The sequence below is a fragment of the uncultured Sanguibacteroides sp. genome (assembly GCF_900543425.1).
Classification (GTDB): domain Bacteria; phylum Bacteroidota; class Bacteroidia; order Bacteroidales; family Marinifilaceae; genus Gabonibacter.
On record NZ_UQRQ01000008.1, the window covers coordinates 107,007 to 124,232 of the forward strand.

At 40.8% G+C, this 17,226-nt stretch carries 15 protein-coding genes; 4 read left to right on the forward strand and 11 right to left on the reverse strand.

Features of this window, described 5'->3' with window-relative positions; all coding sequences use genetic code 11:
* Position 1: 1 nt before the first annotated feature.
* The 4 genes from QZR76_RS06190 to QZR76_RS06205 all read right to left on the reverse strand — a co-directional run bounded on the left by QZR76_RS06190 (position 2) and on the right by QZR76_RS06205 (position 6,090).
* A complete protein-coding gene (locus QZR76_RS06190) occupies positions 2-3,175 on the reverse strand; it encodes an efflux RND transporter permease subunit (protein WP_294141388.1) in 3,174 nt (1,057 codons plus the stop codon).
* Between the two features lie 32 nt (positions 3,176-3,207).
* Positions 3,208-4,335, reverse strand: coding sequence for an efflux RND transporter periplasmic adaptor subunit (locus QZR76_RS06195; RefSeq protein WP_294141476.1), 1,128 nt, complete (start codon positions 4,333-4,335; stop codon positions 3,208-3,210).
* A gap of 407 nt (positions 4,336-4,742) precedes the next feature.
* Entirely contained in the window at positions 4,743-5,393 is a 651-nt protein-coding gene (locus QZR76_RS06200; RefSeq protein ID WP_294141390.1) for a hypothetical protein, read from the reverse strand.
* Between the two features lie 112 nt (positions 5,394-5,505).
* Positions 5,506-6,090, reverse strand: a complete 585-nt coding sequence (locus QZR76_RS06205) for a thymidine kinase (protein WP_294141391.1) — start codon at positions 6,088-6,090, stop codon at positions 5,506-5,508.
* A gap of 236 nt (positions 6,091-6,326) precedes the next feature.
* Between QZR76_RS06205 and QZR76_RS06210 the strand changes: the two genes are divergently transcribed.
* Positions 6,327-7,316: an MBL fold metallo-hydrolase gene (locus tag QZR76_RS06210; RefSeq protein ID WP_294141393.1), complete on the forward strand. Its 990-nt coding sequence runs from the start codon at positions 6,327-6,329 to the stop codon at positions 7,314-7,316.
* Positions 7,317-7,344: 28 nt separating this feature from the next.
* Here QZR76_RS06210 and QZR76_RS06215 read toward each other — a convergent pair whose 3' ends face one another.
* Positions 7,345-7,548 (reverse strand): hypothetical protein, encoded by a 204-nt coding sequence (locus tag QZR76_RS06215; RefSeq protein ID WP_294141395.1) that lies wholly within the window; start codon positions 7,546-7,548, stop codon positions 7,345-7,347.
* A 196-nt stretch (positions 7,549-7,744) separates the two neighbouring features.
* On the opposite strand from QZR76_RS06215, the gene QZR76_RS06220 reads away from it, so the two are divergent.
* The 3 genes from QZR76_RS06220 to QZR76_RS06230 are packed head-to-tail and all read left to right on the forward strand — an operon-like array spanning position 7,745 to position 10,253.
* Positions 7,745-8,518, forward strand: a complete 774-nt coding sequence (locus QZR76_RS06220; RefSeq protein ID WP_294141397.1) for a DUF1573 domain-containing protein — start codon at positions 7,745-7,747, stop codon at positions 8,516-8,518.
* A gap of 37 nt (positions 8,519-8,555) precedes the next feature.
* Positions 8,556-9,347 carry a hypothetical protein gene (locus QZR76_RS06225; protein ID WP_294141399.1) on the forward strand — a complete coding sequence of 264 codons (792 nt, stop codon included), beginning with the start codon at positions 8,556-8,558 and terminating at the stop codon, positions 9,345-9,347.
* 15 nt (positions 9,348-9,362) lie between these two features.
* Complete coding sequence (locus tag QZR76_RS06230; protein WP_294141401.1) at positions 9,363-10,253, forward strand: hypothetical protein; 891 nt, start codon at positions 9,363-9,365, stop codon at positions 10,251-10,253.
* A gap of 155 nt (positions 10,254-10,408) precedes the next feature.
* Here QZR76_RS06230 and dacB read toward each other — a convergent pair whose 3' ends face one another.
* The 6 genes from dacB to ftsZ all read right to left on the reverse strand — a co-directional run bounded on the left by dacB (position 10,409) and on the right by ftsZ (position 17,218).
* Entirely contained in the window at positions 10,409-11,791 is a 1,383-nt protein-coding gene (gene dacB / locus QZR76_RS06235) for a D-alanyl-D-alanine carboxypeptidase/D-alanyl-D-alanine-endopeptidase (RefSeq protein ID WP_294141402.1), read from the reverse strand.
* Between the two features lie 9 nt (positions 11,792-11,800).
* Positions 11,801-11,998: an exodeoxyribonuclease VII small subunit gene (xseB, locus tag QZR76_RS06240; RefSeq protein WP_041503975.1), complete on the reverse strand. Its 198-nt coding sequence runs from the start codon at positions 11,996-11,998 to the stop codon at positions 11,801-11,803.
* The gene (gene xseA, locus QZR76_RS06245; protein WP_294141404.1) at positions 11,976-13,373 is read right to left on the reverse strand and encodes an exodeoxyribonuclease VII large subunit; all 1,398 of its coding nucleotides are present in this window, start codon (positions 13,371-13,373) and stop codon (positions 11,976-11,978) included. The genes xseB and xseA overlap by 23 nt, the downstream gene beginning before the upstream one ends.
* Before the next feature lie 7 nt (positions 13,374-13,380).
* Positions 13,381-13,986: a ribosome biogenesis GTP-binding protein YihA/YsxC gene (yihA, locus tag QZR76_RS06250; RefSeq protein ID WP_294141406.1), complete on the reverse strand. Its 606-nt coding sequence runs from the start codon at positions 13,984-13,986 to the stop codon at positions 13,381-13,383.
* A gap of 104 nt (positions 13,987-14,090) precedes the next feature.
* Positions 14,091-15,920: a DEAD/DEAH box helicase gene (locus QZR76_RS06255; RefSeq protein WP_294141408.1), complete on the reverse strand. Its 1,830-nt coding sequence runs from the start codon at positions 15,918-15,920 to the stop codon at positions 14,091-14,093.
* Between the two features lie 89 nt (positions 15,921-16,009).
* Positions 16,010-17,218, reverse strand: a complete 1,209-nt coding sequence (gene ftsZ, locus QZR76_RS06260; protein ID WP_294141409.1) for a cell division protein FtsZ — start codon at positions 17,216-17,218, stop codon at positions 16,010-16,012.
* Positions 17,219-17,226: the final 8 nt, after the last annotated feature.

Sequence of the window (17,226 nt, forward strand, 5' to 3'; positions counted from 1 at the left end):
ACTATTTCGTATACTGTTCAATTTCAGATTCAATTTCCGTGTTATCCAAATCATGCCACTCTATCGGCTTAATTTTTTCCTGCAAATATTCGAAAGCAACAAATAAAGCAGGTACAATGAATATCTGGAAAACCATACCGATAAACATACCACCGATTGCACCCGTACCCAACGTACTGTTTCCGTTAGCTCCTACTCCGTGTGCAAACATCAACGGCAACAACCCGATTACCATGGCCAACGAGGTCATCAAAATAGGACGTAAACGAGCCGAAGCCCCGGATATAGCCGCATCCACAATACTCATTCCGGTTTTACGACGATCAAGTGCGAATTCTGTGATCAGAATGGCATTCTTGGCCAACAAACCGATCAACATAATCAACGCAATCTGCATGTAAATGTTATTCTCTACTCCCATCATGTGGGCAAAAATAAAACTACCCATCAAACCGGACGGAACGGAAAACAATACGACTAACGGCAATATGTAACTCTCGTACTGCGCACTTAATAACAAATACACGAACACAAAACACAAAATAAAGATCATAGCCGTGGTGCCGCTACTACTATTTTGTTCTTCCCGCGTCATACCGGAAAATTCGTATCCATACCCCGTAGGAAGCATTTGAGCAGCCACCTCTTCAATAGCCTTAATAGCCTGTCCCGAACTGTATCCGTCAGCAGGAGCCCCGTTCACACTCATAGAGGTAAACATATTGAACCGTTTGATATTATCCGGACCATATACCTTATTCAAAGTCATAAACTGAGTAATCGGGGCCATTTCATTACCGTTACGTACCTTCACTCCTTGTAAGGATTCCGGATTGATACGATATTTCGGATCTGCCTGAATCATGACGCGATATAACTTTCCAAAACGGTTAAAGTTCGAAGCATAAATACCTCCGTAATATCCCTGCAAAGTAACCAGAATATCGTTCGGACTGATACCGGCTTGCTTACATTTAGCCGCATCTATGTCTATCATATACTGGGGAAATCTTGGATTAAAAGAGGTCTGGGCTGTAGCTATTTCAGGCCGTTCTATCAATTTAGCCAGAAAATCCTGTGCCGTGGAATAGAAAGTATTCAAATCCCCTCCCGTCTTATCCTGCAAGTTAAATTCAAAACCATTCGTAACACTATATCCGGGAATCATCGGGGGAGCAAATAAAAGCACCCGGGCATCCTTTACGGTCGCTTTTGCCTGCATATAAAATGTTCCGATAAGCGTATTGATATCCTGCCCTTTGGTACGCTCGTCCCAATCTTTCAGTTTTATAATAAATGTCCCGTAAGAATTACCTTGTCCTGCCAAAAAGCTATAACCGGTAATCTGTGTCCGTCCTTTTACGGCCGGATTAACGGCAATCAGACTGTCGACCTGCTGCATGGCGTACAAGGTTCTCTCCTGTGCCGTACCGGGAGCCATATCCACAACGGCAAATATCGTACCGGTATCTTCATTCGGCACCAACCCCGTCGGAGTAATATTCATCAAAAAGATCAATAAGACCACAGATGCGATAACCGCTCCAAATGACAACACTTTCCGATGAATGAAAAATTTTACTCCCTTTTCGTACTTTTTCAAGGTAATATCATAAGCCGCATTAAAAGCTAAATGAAAACGATCTACCAAAGAGACCTTCTTCTCTTTTCCGTTCTTATCATGCGGTTTCAAAAATATAGCACACAAAGCCGGACTCAATGTCAAGGCATTGATAGCAGACAACCCGATCGCTATAGCCATTGTCAGACCGAACTGACGATAAAAAGTACCGGAAGTTCCCGTCATAAAGCTCACCGGAATAAACACGGACATCATGACCAAGGTGATCGAAACAATAGCCCCGCCCAATTCACTCATCGCATCGATAGAAGCCAGACGGGCGGATTTATATCCCTGGTCCAGCTTGGCATGTACACCTTCCACCACCACAATGGCATCATCGACGACAATGGCGATAGCCAAGAGCATAGCACATAATGTCAAAAGATTAACACTAAATCCTATCAAATAAAGCCCGAAGAAGGTTCCGATCAAGGCCACGGGAATAGCAATAGCCGGAATCAACGTAGAACGGAAGTCCTGTAAGAAAATATATACCACGAGAAATACCAGCACGAAAGCCTCTATTAAAGTCTTAAGCACCTCACGAATAGAAGCAAACAAGAAATCATTGGCATCCAACAATACTTCTACTTTCACCCCGGGAGGAAGTGTTTTATCTATCCTGCCCAGATAATCCTTTATATCATTGATAATAGTCGTGGCATTGGAACCTGCCGTTTGGAAAATAATAGCAGTTACTCCCGGATGTCCGTTTACATTGTTATTAAAACCATATGTCAACCGCCCCAATTCGATATTAGCAACGTCTTTTAACCTCAAAATTTCCCCGTTGGAAGTAGCACGTATAACAATATCCCCGAATTCTTCCGTCGTCTGCAAACGTCCCTTATACCTCATCACATATTGAAAGGATTGATCTCCTCGTTCTCCGAATTGTCCGGGTGCCGCCTCAATGTTTTGTTCCGCCAAAGCCGCAGAGATGTCGGCAGGCATTAATTTATATTGAGCCATCACCTCCGGTTTCAACCAGATACGCATAGAATAATCCGTACCCATCACCATGGCGTCACCCACTCCGGGAATACGTTTAACCTCCGGAATAATATTGATATTCATATAATTTTCCAGAAATTCATTATCGTACTGATCATCGGAACTATAAAAAGCAAAACCCAACAACATACTGGTCTGGCGCTTTTGCGTGACGACTCCGACTTTAGTAACCTCGGAAGGCAAGAATCCTTGAGCTTTGGTAACACGGTTCTGAACATTTACAGCTGCCATGTCCGGATTCGTTCCCTGCTTAAAATAGACCTCAATCGAAGCATCTCCGGTATTGGTTGCGGTAGAGGTCATATACATCATATCTTCCACACCGTTGATTTGTTCTTCCAACGGAGCAATAACACTATTCAAAACGGTCTGAGCATTCGCACCCGTATAGGATGTATTTACCCGAATAGTAGGAGGAGCAATATCCGGATACTGGGAAACAGGCAGAGATACCAAACCCAATACCCCCAGAATAACGATCAAAATGGAAATAACCGTCGAAAGCACAGGGCGGTTTATAAATTTATCTAACTTCATCTTTTTGTTTATTACAGATTAATTTTAACTCCCTAATTTTGTTTCGGTCGAGTCATAGCTTTCAATTTTGCGGCCGATTCTTCCAAAGTAATCGGTTTGATTTGCATACCGTCTCTTAATGTTCCGACACCTTCAGCCACAATCTTATCACCGGGATTTAAACCGGAAGTTACAACAAAATTTTTTCCGTCATTTAATTTAAATACTTCTATCTCCGTATTCTTCAACTTAGCGTCTTCCTGCAAAACATACACGAATCTCTTATCCTGAATTTCATAAGTCGCTTTTTGAGGAATAACAAGTGCATTCTTCAGATCCGAAGGAATAATTACCGAACCAGTACCTCCGCTTCTCAACAAATGCTGAGGATTACGAAAAGTTGCACGTACACTCACCGCACCCGTCGTCTGATCTATTACCCCGCTGATTGTCTCGATCTTTCCTTGTTCGGAATAGAGAGAACCGTCTGCCAGATTTAAAGAAACCAATGGCATCCGTTCCAAAATTCCCTTAGATGAACCGTCTTGTCGAATCAGATTTAACAGCTCTTTTTCCGTCATCGAAAAATATACATACATTTCCGAAATATCCGAAACCGTCGTTAAAGGAGTAGCCGAACTGGGACTTACCAAAGCTCCCACCCGAAAAGGGATACTCCCCATAACACCATCGACGGGACTTACTACGTTCGTGTATGAAAGATTTTTTTCCGCATTGACTAATTGAGCCTCAGCCTGTGCTAATGCTGCTTTTTGCGAGGCCAATGTGTTTTCCGCCATCTGATAATCATAGCTACTGATAATATTTTTCTTAGCCAACTCCCTTTTATTATTGGCCGTCAACTGAGCTGTCGCAACACCCGCTTCAGCCACCTTTACTGCCGCTCGAGCTACATTTACAGCTTCTTCATATTGTACGGGATCAATAATAAATAATGTCTGCCCTTTTCGTACGTTTGCTCCCTCATCCACGCATAATTTCGTAATAAACCCACTGACATTCGGACGAATCTCGACGTCTTGCCGTCCCCGGATGATCGCCGGATAAGAAGAAGTCAACATAACTTCCTGAGGCTCTACGGTCATAACAGCATAATCCGGTATGGTCTGTTGGCCTGACTGTTGTTTATTATTACAAGCAAAAAAAGTTATTCCCAACATCATTAAAATAACCTGTCGGGAAAAAATAGTCATTAATCTCTGCATTTTCATATATTATATTTTATATAATTAAATTTTCTCTTCACAGTACGGGATATAGGCAAACGCCATACCAAAACAAAACAATAAAAAAATTGTTTTCATGCCATTTAGGTAAAAAAATCTTAATTATAGATACAATCATCGATAAGAACCTCTCCCCCCGGAAGCCCGGAAATACTCCAACTTCCTATCCCCCATAAAACTCGTCAAAATTAACAAATTTATCGGATATGTATATCCTGGACCTGACTTTAATCTTATTTATAAGGCAAAAAAAATAAAAAAGAGGAGTGATGATAAATTTTATCACCACTCCTCTCTTAAATACACAGATAATTCAAGTCAATCTTGATACCAAGGCGATTTTACTCTGCCGGAGTTTCAGTTTTTACCCCTTCCGCCGGAACTTTAGGGGTTACAATCGGTCCCTCTGTCGTCAAATTTCTATATATCACGGCAGTACATCCTAATGAAGCTACCATATAGACTAAAAGAAGAACAAATATCAGAATTCCCCCCAAGAAAGGAATAAAAGCAAAAATAGCAAAGAGTATATAGAACGCAAGCCCCAGAACAAAACGAACTCCGAATATAGTCCATTTATAGCCATAAGTTGCCTGATTACTACCTATCATTGCCTCTCCCGGAGCAACTCCCTTATCCAACAAGATATAGACTGCAAGAGACCAGCCGATGGAAATAACAATGCCCGGAATAATAACGAAGAAGAGAGCCGGAATGATAGCAAGCGACATCAAACCGATTAACGTAAAGAATTCGCCCATATACCTCCGGTATTTGGCCTCAAAAATAAAAAGGGGAGAAATCATCTCTCCTTTACTCAAGGCGACAGGGATGGTCATAATAGCAATGGTTGTTCCGACATTCAAATAAGGAATCCAAATGGTTAAAATCCACAAAAGTACAGCGGCAATTAGAGATAAAGTATTCTTTAAACCGATACCGATACCCTCTTGGATTACACCAAAAACGGTAATTCTTCTGATTATTTCCATTATTTCACAGATTAAGATTAATAAATAAAAGCATCACACACTATTTGTATTTTTCTTTCAAATATAAATATTATTTAATAATATAAAGCCCATATAAGCCAAATAATAGGCTTCATCCTTTCATTTTCTTCTCTTCTTCCATGATTTTATTAAAGCAATGCCGACAAATAGGCTCATAAGTATCCTGTTCTCCCAACATCACCAAACTATCATTTGAAGTCAATCGATGAGAATGATTTGCCAAATTTCCACACCGGACACATATGGCATGTACTTTTGTTACATATTCAGCAATAGCCATTAGTTGAGGCATAGGGCCGAAAGGATTACCTTGAAAATCCATATCCAATCCGGCAACGATCACCCTCACGCCATGATCCGCTAACTCCTTACACACGGACACGATATTAGCATCAAAAAACTGAGCTTCATCGATTCCCACTACATCCACATCACCCGTCAACAAAAGAATATTACCGGAAGAGTCCACGGGCGTAGACCGAATCGTATTAGCATCGTGAGACACGACATCTTCCATGGAGTATCGAACATCCAATTGAGGTTTAAAAATCTCTACCCGTTGGTTCGCGAATTTAGCCCGCTTCAACCGACGAATCAACTCCTCTGTCTTCCCCGAAAACATTGATCCGCAAATTACCTCTATCCATCCTGCCCGATTAGCGCTTTCCAAAAACATATTTATTGATTTTACACCTGCAAAGGTATAAAAAAAACGAAGAGAGAACACGATCCACATGCTTTTACCTTACCTTTCCCATGTATCATCACGCTCTCCTCCTTCTTCGTCTCCTTACGTTACTTTTTATTACCAAATTAACATAACCATAACATTGCCAATAGATTTTTTAGCAGAAAATTTCCTTCTCTTTTCCTCGATAAACGTATCTTTGTAACAGAATATCGAATGAAATTATGAGTCAACCTATCTCTTTTCGTCGGAATGAAGCATTAGCTACTATTAAGCAAGAATGGAAAGGAAATCCCGTCGTCAAAGGAAAATTTATCAACCAGCAACACCATGTAAAACACGGAATAGGTAGTGTTTTGAAATGGAGACTCTCTCCTAATCCGCAGAGGAAAGAAAAACGAAGAGAAAACTGGAATCCCGAAGTGAAGTTTCTTCACTCTTTGGAAAACATAAAAGGAGACGCTCTGGTCTGGTTGGGACACAACTCATTTTTCATGCAGTTTGGAGGAAAAAAGCTCCTGTTCGATCCCGTTTTCGGTCATATTCCTTTTGTTCGCAGGCGAAGCAATCTGCCGGTTAATCCCCAAATCTTTAAAAATATCGATTATCTTCTGTTAAGCCACGACCATTTCGACCACCTGGATAAAAAAAGTATCACCCTTCTGTATGCAAATAATCCCCAAATGAAGGTATTTTGCGGCTTGGGCGTGGGTGAACTTCTTCAGTCCTGGTTCCCTTCCATTCAGGTTATCGAAGCCGGATGGTACCAGCAAATAGAAGACGACGGACTTAAAATCACCTTCCTTCCCGCCCAGCATTGGGGCAAACGCTCTTTTGCCGACGGAGGACAACGCTTATGGGGAGCCTTTATGCTGGAAAAAGACGGACTTTCACTATATTATAGCGGAGACACGGGCTATGCCAAACACTTTTCCGAAATCAAGGAACTTTTCGGTTCTCCGGATTACGCGTTACTGGGAATCGGAGCCTATAAACCCCGTTGGTTTATGCAACCCAACCACATCTCACCTCATGACTCTATCAAGGCCGCTACTGAAATGGGAGCTAAAACAACCATCCCCATGCATTACGGAACTTTTGATTTATCCGACGAACCGTTAAGCGACCCTCCTAAAGTTTTCGCCGAAGAAGCTCTGAAGCACAAGGTAAATATCCACATCCCCGCCCTTGGCGAAATCGTCCCTCTAAAATAACCCACAGGGACGGGTGTAATGTGCTATTTCACAACCGCCGAATAATATTCAATCCTACTCCCGCAACCCGGGCCAACTGCCGATTACTAACGTTCGGATTTTGCTTTATTTCTTTCAATACCTGTTTTCGCTCTCGAACAGAAAGCTCCGTTAATCTTTTTCCATTTAATTCTTTTTCCAACAACTCTATCACTTCCTGATCCGACAGTCTACGATTCTGATCAACATCCAAGTATTTTCCATCATCTTCTTGTTGAACATAAGCTTGATACTCAAATTCAAAAAGTGAGAAATACAGAATTAGAATACGATATACCTATATTAGCAAGGTATTAATACAATATTAACTCCCATGATTTTGAATTAATGCATTTTTTTATATATTTGCCAATATTACATTCTTATTGAAAATAAAACATCAATCCAAAATGAAATTAATTTTATTTATATTGATTTTTTTGTATCTCATCTCTTGTTCTTCCAAACAACACGGAGAATGCACCGAAAGGATAGACAAATTGCTTTTCGATAAGATAAACATTAAATGGGGTGAAATACATTTGAAAAAAGAATACAAACAAACCATAAAGGTATATAACCCTACTTCTCAAAAAGTTTCTTTCAAAATATATACAGATTTATCTGAATTTCAAGTGACAAAATTCAATAGCGATTCTTTAAATTATATAACAATCGGAACAATTCTTTCTCCACATTCAGGTGATACCTTACTTGTTACGTTTACACCCTGCGATACAAATTTATTAGGTAATTACGAGAAGGGATTACATATCATGATAAATAAAGAAATACTATTTGTCCCTCTTAAGATGCAAGCATATATTTTAGAAAATTTTGATTCGATATCCTTAGAAGAAAAACTACATCCACCTATAATAGAGATATATAAAGATACTTTCAATTTTAATAATACTAACAAAAATAAAAAAATTCCGGTCTCTTTTATAATCAAAAATGTTGGAGAAAGAAATCTAATTATTCGAAAAGTGGAGACAGATTGTAGCTGCATTAATTCAACTCTGCAACAACATATCATTTCTCCCGGTCAAACAACGACATTAAGTGCAACATTTGTAAGTATGGGACATACCGGATTACAATATCGAACAATCAGGTTATTCACTAACGATCCCGAACACCCCATGATCAAGCTTACTATTAAAGGATATATAGAAAAATAATACAAATTTCACATTTATAAATCTAAACAACAATATTATGAAAACAAAAAAGTATTATCAAAGAATCGGATTGATGTTATTAAGCATCCTCACTTTTCTCCTCGGATGTGAAAAAATGAATTTTACTCCCGAACAAGAATTTTCTCTTCGGGAAGTATACCGTGATTCCGCATTTTTAGGTTTCGAAGGCAATTTGCGTGTTGACAGCATACTTTCAAATAATCTAGAAATTTATCTTCCGGCATTTGAACGAATGCAACGCCATTTAAAAATTAAAGATAATCGTTATACTTGGGATTTTGAAAATGGTGCAGAAATTAAAATCTCAGAAAATATATACGATTTCATTAGTTGGCTTTGGAAAGGCCAAAATAAAAGATTAGAAAGCGGAGACTATATCCTTAAAGCAACAGAATATGGGTTTTGTGTAATAGCTAAAATAGAACCAGAATATCCCAAATCAAAAACAGGTCAATTTATTATTCCAGGATCTCATACACATAACGCAATAACTTTATATCAATTGTATAAATATGCAGCAACAGATCGTTATTTATCAGAATATATTGAAAATCTTTTAGATTATAACGTTTTTAGGCCTAGTCATTCTCATGTTGGAAAAACCAATAATATTCGGTGGACCTATTTCTGTGAAAACGCCTGTTTTTATTATGGCCCGAGAGGATTAAGATGTGAACATAATATAATCGGGTATAAAGATGATGATGTTTATCCTGGTGAATATTTTCAAAAAGTCAGAAACATATTTGGTGGAACCATAGTATCTTTAATGAATTACGAAAAGGTAATCCGTTATGGATTTCATTAATTAAAATCAAGTATAATGAAAACAAGACATCTATTATCTATCAGTATATTCGTCATTATCCTGATGAGTTGTTCCTGTCCGAAACTAAAGCTTTGGAATGGCGAGGAAGTATGTTATAAGGATTCCGTATTCTTAGGTTTCGAAGGTAATTTAAATAACGATACTCTTTTGTCAAATCATCGGAATATATATATACCGGCCTTTGAACGATTGAGAGGACACCTGAAAGTGGAAAATAACCGGTTGATCTGGAATGTCAAGAACGGGGCTGAAATCAAAATTTCCGAAAATATATACGATTTTATTACCCGACTATGGAAAAAACAAAATAAAAGATTGGAGACAGGAGATTTCGTAATTATGGAAAATAAAGACCGATATTATATAATAATGTACAAAAGAGATACAGTGAGAAGGATAAAAGGTCATCTCTCCAACATGAAATTAACCGATCCAAATTATACAAAAGATCAAAGTAAAACAGAGATATCCGATTCAGATCAGATCACATTAAGTTCTTCTTATCCAAAGCTAAAGTTTTGGAGCGGAGAGGAAGTATGTTATAAAGATTCCACCTTTTTGGGTTGCAAAGGAGATTTACAAAACGACAGCATACGTCAAAAGGCTCTCGAACGCATGAAAAGGCATCTTAAAGTAAAAAACAACCGATTAACCTGGAATTTAAAAAACGGAGCACAAATTAAGGTTTCTGAAAATATTTATAACTATATTATTCGAGCATGGAAACAGGAAAACACAAGATTGGAAACGGGAATGTATGCAATCATGGAAGATGATAAACGTAATTATTTTATTTTATATAAAACAGATACGATTAAAATCATTCGAGAGATCGATGGCTTTGGTCACCTCAAAGCAAGCGATCCGAATTACGATAAAAAATAGTTTTTTTTACTCTACTTTTCCTATTGACGAAATATCCCGATAAAAGGCATTACGGACATATTTCCGTCCAACCGGATACGTTCACATCTTTCTTGTTAACGCCTTGAAGAACCTACTACGGAGCTATTTAATAAGTAAAAAGATATTAAATCGGATTACTCCGAACCTTTGCTCATATCCACTAAAAAATCCCGGACGGCTTCCTGCAGCTCTTTCGGAGTACAGGTATAATGATTAATCAGTATGGTAAAAGCCAATTCCTGCCCGTCCCTTGTCGTCAAAAATCCGGAAAGGGTACGTACTCCGGTAAAGGAACCGGTTTTTGCCCGCAGGTTGTTTCGTAAGACAGGGTGATCGGCATAAATCGTCAATCCGCCGTCAACTCCCCCTTCAGGCAAAGAAGCCCAGAAAGGCCTTCCCAAATGCCGGCGACACCACAACAAAAGATCGGTAAATACTTCCGCGGGAGCGGCATTCTGCATGGAGAGCCCGGAAGCGTCCTTTAAAATAATTCCGGACGTATCAATCGCCATACCCGCCAAACGTCTCTTCACTTCCTGTTCGAAACGATCAGGACTAACCAACTTTCCCAAAGCTTCCGCAAATAGATTTATGCTTCTCTTATTCGTATAAAAAACAATCTCCTCTACGGTCGGAGAAATAAACGTATGCAGAGAGTGTAAGGAGTCTCCGGACACAGACGTATCACCTATCGTTATTCCCTGCCTTCTCAGTCGCCTCTTTAATTCATTGCAAGCAATTTCTGCAGGATGATGTATGGCTCCTTTCACTTCATAAGAAAAAGATTTCGTGGTGATATTTCCTTTTAGCAATAACTTCTCCGCGTAAGGGCCACCGTAAATCCAAACATCCTCTTTTTTCAGATCGGAAACCGTTACCCGATTTATAAATTCCACCTCTATCGAAGGAATAACGGAAACAATTTTTGCCATTCCCGTGGTTCTTTCCGGTTTTAACGTAACAGTATATAGATTGTCCCGGTAATTAAAAGGATGATAAAGCGCCCCGTAATAATTGGCTATATCCTCCCACAACCAAGATCCCGGAATCCCCTCTTCCTTATCCGCTCCACGAATCACAACAGTTCCCTCCACCTGATGAATCCCCAATACCTTTATGACGTGAATAACCGTATCTACAAAACGCCGGGAAGGGAAGTAACGGGAATCCAAACAAGGATCTCCCCCTGCCTCAATCACAATATCTCCTTTCAGAATTCCATCCACTATCTCTCCCGTATAGGCAACGGAAGTCGAAAAAGTATAAGCCGGACCGACTTTTTGCAAACTCAAAGCCGTACTAAACAACTTTGTCACGGATGCAGGTATTAAGGCTGTTTCCGAACGATATTCACTTATGATTTTTTGATCCTTCACCCGCTTCACGGATATTCCGACAGCAGCATGTTTTAAGCCGGGTATGGAAAGTAGTTTTTGCAATGCACTATCGACCTGAGCCGAAAGCGGAAAAACGATCAGCCCGCAGAATAACAAGGTATATAAAATCCGTTTCAACATCCTATAAATCTAAACTTCCATCGATTTCAGGATATTCTCTACCTCTTCCTCCGTCTCGTGTAATTTGGCTTTACAAAAAGCAATCAATTGAGAAACCCGTTTTACCTTTTCTCCCAATTCATCTATATCTAATTTATTATCTTCCAGCTTACTGACGATACTTTCAATTTCAGCCATAGCCATTTTATAGTTCAGTTTCTCTTCCATACTCTTCTTTTTTATCTTTTATTTCACTTGTTATTTTACCATGCAACAATTCCGTCTCGATTACGTCTCCAACCTGCAAATCGGTAATATCCCTTACCGATTTTCCATTTATCCGGGTAATCGAAAATCCACGTTCCAATACATTCTTCGGATTCATAAACCTCATTTTGGCTTCTGCCATCTCCAACCGGTGAGCTTGGTAAGAAAAGCAATTACCCACCCGTTGTCCCAACTGCTTACCGTAATTCTCAAGCAACATGGTTTGACGATCCAAACTCAACCGCACCTTTCCCTCCACACGTGTCTTCCACTGTTCGAATCCGCTCAACTGACTCCTAACAAACAATTTAGAGCGGTGTTCCACTTTCTGTAATTGAAATACCAGACTATTCTTCCGGTTATCCAAGAGAGCACGAGTAGATTGCCTGAAATTGGCGACCAACACGTACTGTTTATTTTTCTCCTCTGCCAAACGTCGGTTTACATTCGCCATCCATCGTTCCCGTAAATCCTCTATTCCGGCTTCCCCTACCTGAAATCGTTCAATCAAAAAGGCGGCAGCAGCCGTCGGAGTCTTCACGCTTTTAAAAGCAACCCTATCCACTATCGTTTCATCCCGTTCATGACCGATTCCGGCAATAACAGGCAGAGGAAACTGAGCTACATTAGCCGCTAATTCGTAAGAATCAAAACTCCCCAGATCGGTTTGAGAACCTCCGCCTCGAATAATCACGACCACATCAAATAAAGACTCGTATTCATATATTCGCTCCAAAGCCGCAATCACAGACTCCGTCGTACTATCACCCTGCATGACAGCCGGAAATAATTTTGTGTGAAAAACATAACCAAACGGATTCCGGTGTAACTGATCTACAAAATCACCGTATCCTGCAGCAGTCGGAGAAGATATGACGGCAACAACCTTAGGTAAGGGCGAAAGTTCCAATTCCCGATTCATATTGATAACCCCCTCTTGTTCCAAGCGATCCAATATCTCTTTTCGCTTCCGCTCCAGATCTCCTATGGTAAAGGTAGGATCGATATCCCGGATATTCAAAGAATACCCGTAAACCTCATGAAACACGACCTCCACACGAATCAATACCTTCATCCCCCGCTGCAAAGATTTTCCCGTAGTCGTTTCGAAATAAGGTTTCAACAGGCGATACGTGAACGCCCATATCGTCGCCCTGGCCGTAGCAATAATCGAATCATCCTCCTCCCGTTTCTCCACCAATTCCAGGTAACAATGGCCCGAACGATTCTCTTTGACATCGGCGATCTCTGCCACAATCAGCACCCCCTCGGTGAAACTCTCCTTCAACGTCTGTTTCACCAAATTATTCAGCTGATATAGCCCTATAGGTTCCATAATTTCTCTACTCCAACTCTACAGTTTTATTCAATTCCCCGATGTAATCCAAAATCTCTTTCCGACCGAGCCCTTTTTCCGACGAGGTCAAAAAAGCCTTAGGAAGACTCTCCCATTGTTCGGACATGACTTTTCCGTACTCCTCTATACAAGTTTTTTGACGGGTTACGTTTAACTTATCGGCTTTTGTAAATACCATGACAAAAGGGACCCCGTTTTCTCCCAACCAAGCCATAAACTCCAAATCAATCTTTTGAGGTTCATGACGACTGTCGATCAGGACAAACAGACAAACCATATTTTCCCGTTTCAGTATATAGTTTTTAATCATAGGCTCAAACTTATTCCGCACCGATTTTGAAGCCTTCGCGTAACCGTACCCCGGCAAATCGACCAGATACCACTCATTATTAATTAAGAAATGATTGATCAACTGTGTTTTTCCCGGAGTACCGGAAGTCTTGGCCAACTTACTATGATTCGTAAGCATATTGATTAAAGAAGATTTCCCCACGTTAGATCTACCGATAAAAGCATATTCATGCCTATCCGGAACGGGGCATTTATCTACCTCCGTGTTACTCATTACAAATTTTGCGTTATATACTTCCATAATCTTCTATTTTAAATTTCAAAAATACAAAAAAAAGAGCTGTCCATAAAATAAATTTCCAGCTCTCTCTTTTTCCATATGAAATAAAGACTCTTCGTTCCCTATTAGTTTCCAGCAGAAGAACGTCTGAAATTCCTCGGTTTCTTCGGATTACTTCCCGGTTTTCCTCTCCGCTTTCCCTCTACCTCTTTTTCTCTCTTTCCGCTATCCCGACGTTCAAAACGATCTCTCCCGGATTTTCCGCCACGACCGCTCCGGCTTCCTCCTCTATCTCTATCGCCGCCTCGACCACGACCTCCCTGATTGCGATTGGAAATCGCCCTAATGGTTAAAGGAATTCCATTGAACACCGCCCTGCTGAAATCCGATGCGAAATCCGTCGCACTCTCCTCGTCTATTTCAAACTTCGTATCCGTATCGTAAATCCGTATTCCCCCTACTTCTACTCCCCGACGACGCGAATGCTTGTTAATCAAAGCCATCAAATCTTTGGGCGTTAATCCGTCTTCCCGGCCGATATTCAACGAAAAAGCACTAAAAACAGTATCACCGCCACGTCCCCGACGCTCGCCTCTGCCTTCCCGACCGCCACGCTCACTACGTTCTTTTTCCGACAAATTAAGGTCATCCGTATTCTTATACTTTTTCAACAATTTACCGAATTCAAAAGAGACCAAATGTTGAATCAACTCCTCTTTCGTATAATCGGCAAACTTATCAAACACGGTCTGCTCGAAATTTTCCAGGTTATCCTGTTGCTCTGCCGCAAGAATCTGATCTGCATAAAAAGCCAATTGAGCCTTACAAATCTGTTCTCCCCCGGGAACCTGTTGGTATACAAACGTTTTCTTCAACATGTTTTCGATACGACGCAACTTACCCTTCTCTTTGGAGTGAATAATAGCAATAGATATACCCTCTTTTCCCGCACGTCCCGTCCTACCGCTCCGGTGGGTGTAACTTTCAACATCATCAGGTAAATTGTAATTAATAACATGGGTCAGACAATCCACATCCAATCCCCTGGCTGCCACATCCGTAGCGACCAATACTTTCAGTCTCTTGGAACGAAAAGCGGCCATCACATTATCACGTTGAGCCTGACTCAGATCCCCGTGAAGCGCATCGCAATCGATCCCGTCCCGCTGCAAGTGCTTGGCGATCTCACTTGCATCATTTTTAGTCCGCGTAAAAATAATGGCATACATATCCGGGGCACAATCGATCACCCGACGTAATGTCTCATAACAATCCTTCGCCCGTACCATATAATAGTGATGAGAGACGGTATCAGCTCCCTGATTCTTCTTACCCACGGATATCTCCTTCGGATTGATCAGGTAATTTCTGGCAATCCGCTCCACCTCTTTCGGCATTGTCGCTGAAAACAGGTAGGTATTCTTTTCTTTAGGAGTCTCCTCTAAAATAAAATTCAGGTCTTCCTGAAATCCCATATTCAACATCTCGTCCGCTTCGTCCAAAACCACGGCAACCACGGATTCGATATCCACAACCTTACGTTTTAACAGGTCTACCAACCGTCCCGGTGTAGCCACAATAACATGAACTCCCCGTTCAATCTCCTTAATCTGTCTGCGGATATCCGTACCTCCATAAACACACGCGATTCGAATATCCTTACGATACTTGGAGTAGTTTTTTAAATCATTTCCGATCTGCACGCATAATTCTCGTGTAGGACTCAAAACCAGAACCTGAGTATTTTTCCATTCCGGTTCGATCTTTTGCAATAAAGGTAATCCGAACGCTGCCGTTTTCCCCGTTCCAGTCTGGGCTAAAACTACTAAATCATTTTCTTCGCCCAAAATTACAGGGATCGTCTTCTCTTGTACAGGACTCGGTGTCTCAAAACCTAAATCTGCAACTCCCTTAAGAATTTCCCCGTCTAAACCTAATTCTCTAAATTTTTCCATTAACGTAATTAAATTAATTCATGATGCCTCTTGTCATTTTTGTCCATAATCTCCAATCATAAATGACAGATTACGGTTATTCTTCCGCATCATACTCTATCTATTTTTATTTGTCTCCGGGTATACGCCGGAGTCGTTTCCAATTCTTTTATCTTCTCTTGTGGCAAGTCCGGCAGCAAAGTCACATCCGACTCTTTCAATATGACCTGAACGTAATCTTTCACACCATCCTTTATTTTCTTTATCCGTTCCGGATCTTCTTCCGTTTCAGACATCGTTACAGGAATTCCTCCTTTGATAGGAGCGGTAAATGTATTTTCCACATCATTGGTAGAGAAACCGGTAGCTATTATTGTTACGGATATGGCTTCTCCTAATGTTTCATCCGTACCGACACCCCAGATAACAGCGGCATTATCTCCCACTTCTTTAATAATATAGGAGGTTATCTCGCTCATCTCATCCATCGTAATTTCATCTGTACCGGAAGTAATATTCAATAAAATATTACTGGCCCCCAGAATATCGCTCTTGTTCAACAAGGGGCTGTTTAAAGCATCGACAATAACCCTTTTGGCCCGGTCTTCACCGGAGGCTTGGGCTGCCCCCATGATAGCAATACCACTATCCGTCATGACGGTTCTCACGTCGGCAAAATCCACATTTATATATCCCGGCAAGGTGATGATTTCAGCTATCCCCTTTACGGCCGTATTCAATACATCATTGGCCTTAGCAAAAGCCGTGGACAAGGTCTGCGAAGCATATATTCGCTGAATCTTTTCATTATCGATAATGATTAACGAATCCACATAACCTTTCAGCCTCCGCACTCCTTCTCTTGCTTGTTCCAGACGTTTCGGGCCTTCAAACCGGGAAGGAATGGTAACGATCCCCACGGTAAGAATCCCCATCTCTTTGGCAATCTTAGCAATTACCGGTGCAGCTCCCGTTCCGGTACCACCACCCATGGCTGCCGTAATGAACACCATTTTTGTGTTGTTCCGCAATAACTCCTCTATCTCCTTAAAACTTTCGTTAGCGGCAGCCTCTCCCACTTCCGGACGATTTCCCGCCCCTCGTCCTTCCGTCAAAGCCTTACCCAACTGAATTTTTATGGGAACCTGACTATGTTCCAATATCTGATAATCGGTATTACACAACACGAAATCCACATCACAAATCCCTTGTTTATGCATGTATTCGACGGCATTACCGCCTCCGCCACCTACCCCAATTACCTTAATAATCGTGGGGGAAATTTCGTTCTGGTTAAAATTTATCAATCCATCTACCATGATCATCC

What these genes read in the sequence shown, in the direction of transcription:
- QZR76_RS06190 (WP_294141388.1), bottom strand. Translation starts at nt 3,175, where the DNA reads ATGAAGTTAGATAAATTTATAAACCGCCCTGTGCTTTCGACGGTTATT.
- QZR76_RS06195 (WP_294141476.1), bottom strand. Translation starts at nt 4,335, where the DNA reads ATGTTGGGAATAACTTTTTTTGCTTGTAATAATAAACAACAGTCAGGC.
- QZR76_RS06200 (WP_294141390.1), bottom strand. Translation starts at nt 5,393, where the DNA reads ATGGAAATAATCAGAAGAATTACCGTTTTTGGTGTAATCCAAGAGGGT.
- QZR76_RS06205 (WP_294141391.1), bottom strand. Translation starts at nt 6,090, where the DNA reads ATGTTTTTGGAAAGCGCTAATCGGGCAGGATGGATAGAGGTAATTTGC.
- QZR76_RS06210 (WP_294141393.1), top strand. Translation starts at nt 6,327, where the DNA reads ATGAGTCAACCTATCTCTTTTCGTCGGAATGAAGCATTAGCTACTATT.
- QZR76_RS06220 (WP_294141397.1), top strand. Translation starts at nt 7,745, where the DNA reads ATGAAATTAATTTTATTTATATTGATTTTTTTGTATCTCATCTCTTGT.
- QZR76_RS06225 (WP_294141399.1), top strand. Translation starts at nt 8,556, where the DNA reads ATGAAAACAAAAAAGTATTATCAAAGAATCGGATTGATGTTATTAAGC.
- QZR76_RS06230 (WP_294141401.1), top strand. Translation starts at nt 9,363, where the DNA reads ATGAAAACAAGACATCTATTATCTATCAGTATATTCGTCATTATCCTG.
- dacB (WP_294141402.1), bottom strand. Translation starts at nt 11,791, where the DNA reads ATGTTGAAACGGATTTTATATACCTTGTTATTCTGCGGGCTGATCGTT.
- xseB (WP_041503975.1), bottom strand. Translation starts at nt 11,998, where the DNA reads ATGGAAGAGAAACTGAACTATAAAATGGCTATGGCTGAAATTGAAAGT.
- xseA (WP_294141404.1), bottom strand. Translation starts at nt 13,373, where the DNA reads ATGGAACCTATAGGGCTATATCAGCTGAATAATTTGGTGAAACAGACG.
- yihA (WP_294141406.1), bottom strand. Translation starts at nt 13,986, where the DNA reads ATGGAAGTATATAACGCAAAATTTGTAATGAGTAACACGGAGGTAGAT.
- QZR76_RS06255 (WP_294141408.1), bottom strand. Translation starts at nt 15,920, where the DNA reads ATGGAAAAATTTAGAGAATTAGGTTTAGACGGGGAAATTCTTAAGGGA.
- ftsZ (WP_294141409.1), bottom strand. Translation starts at nt 17,218, where the DNA reads ATGGTAGATGGATTGATAAATTTTAACCAGAACGAAATTTCCCCCACG.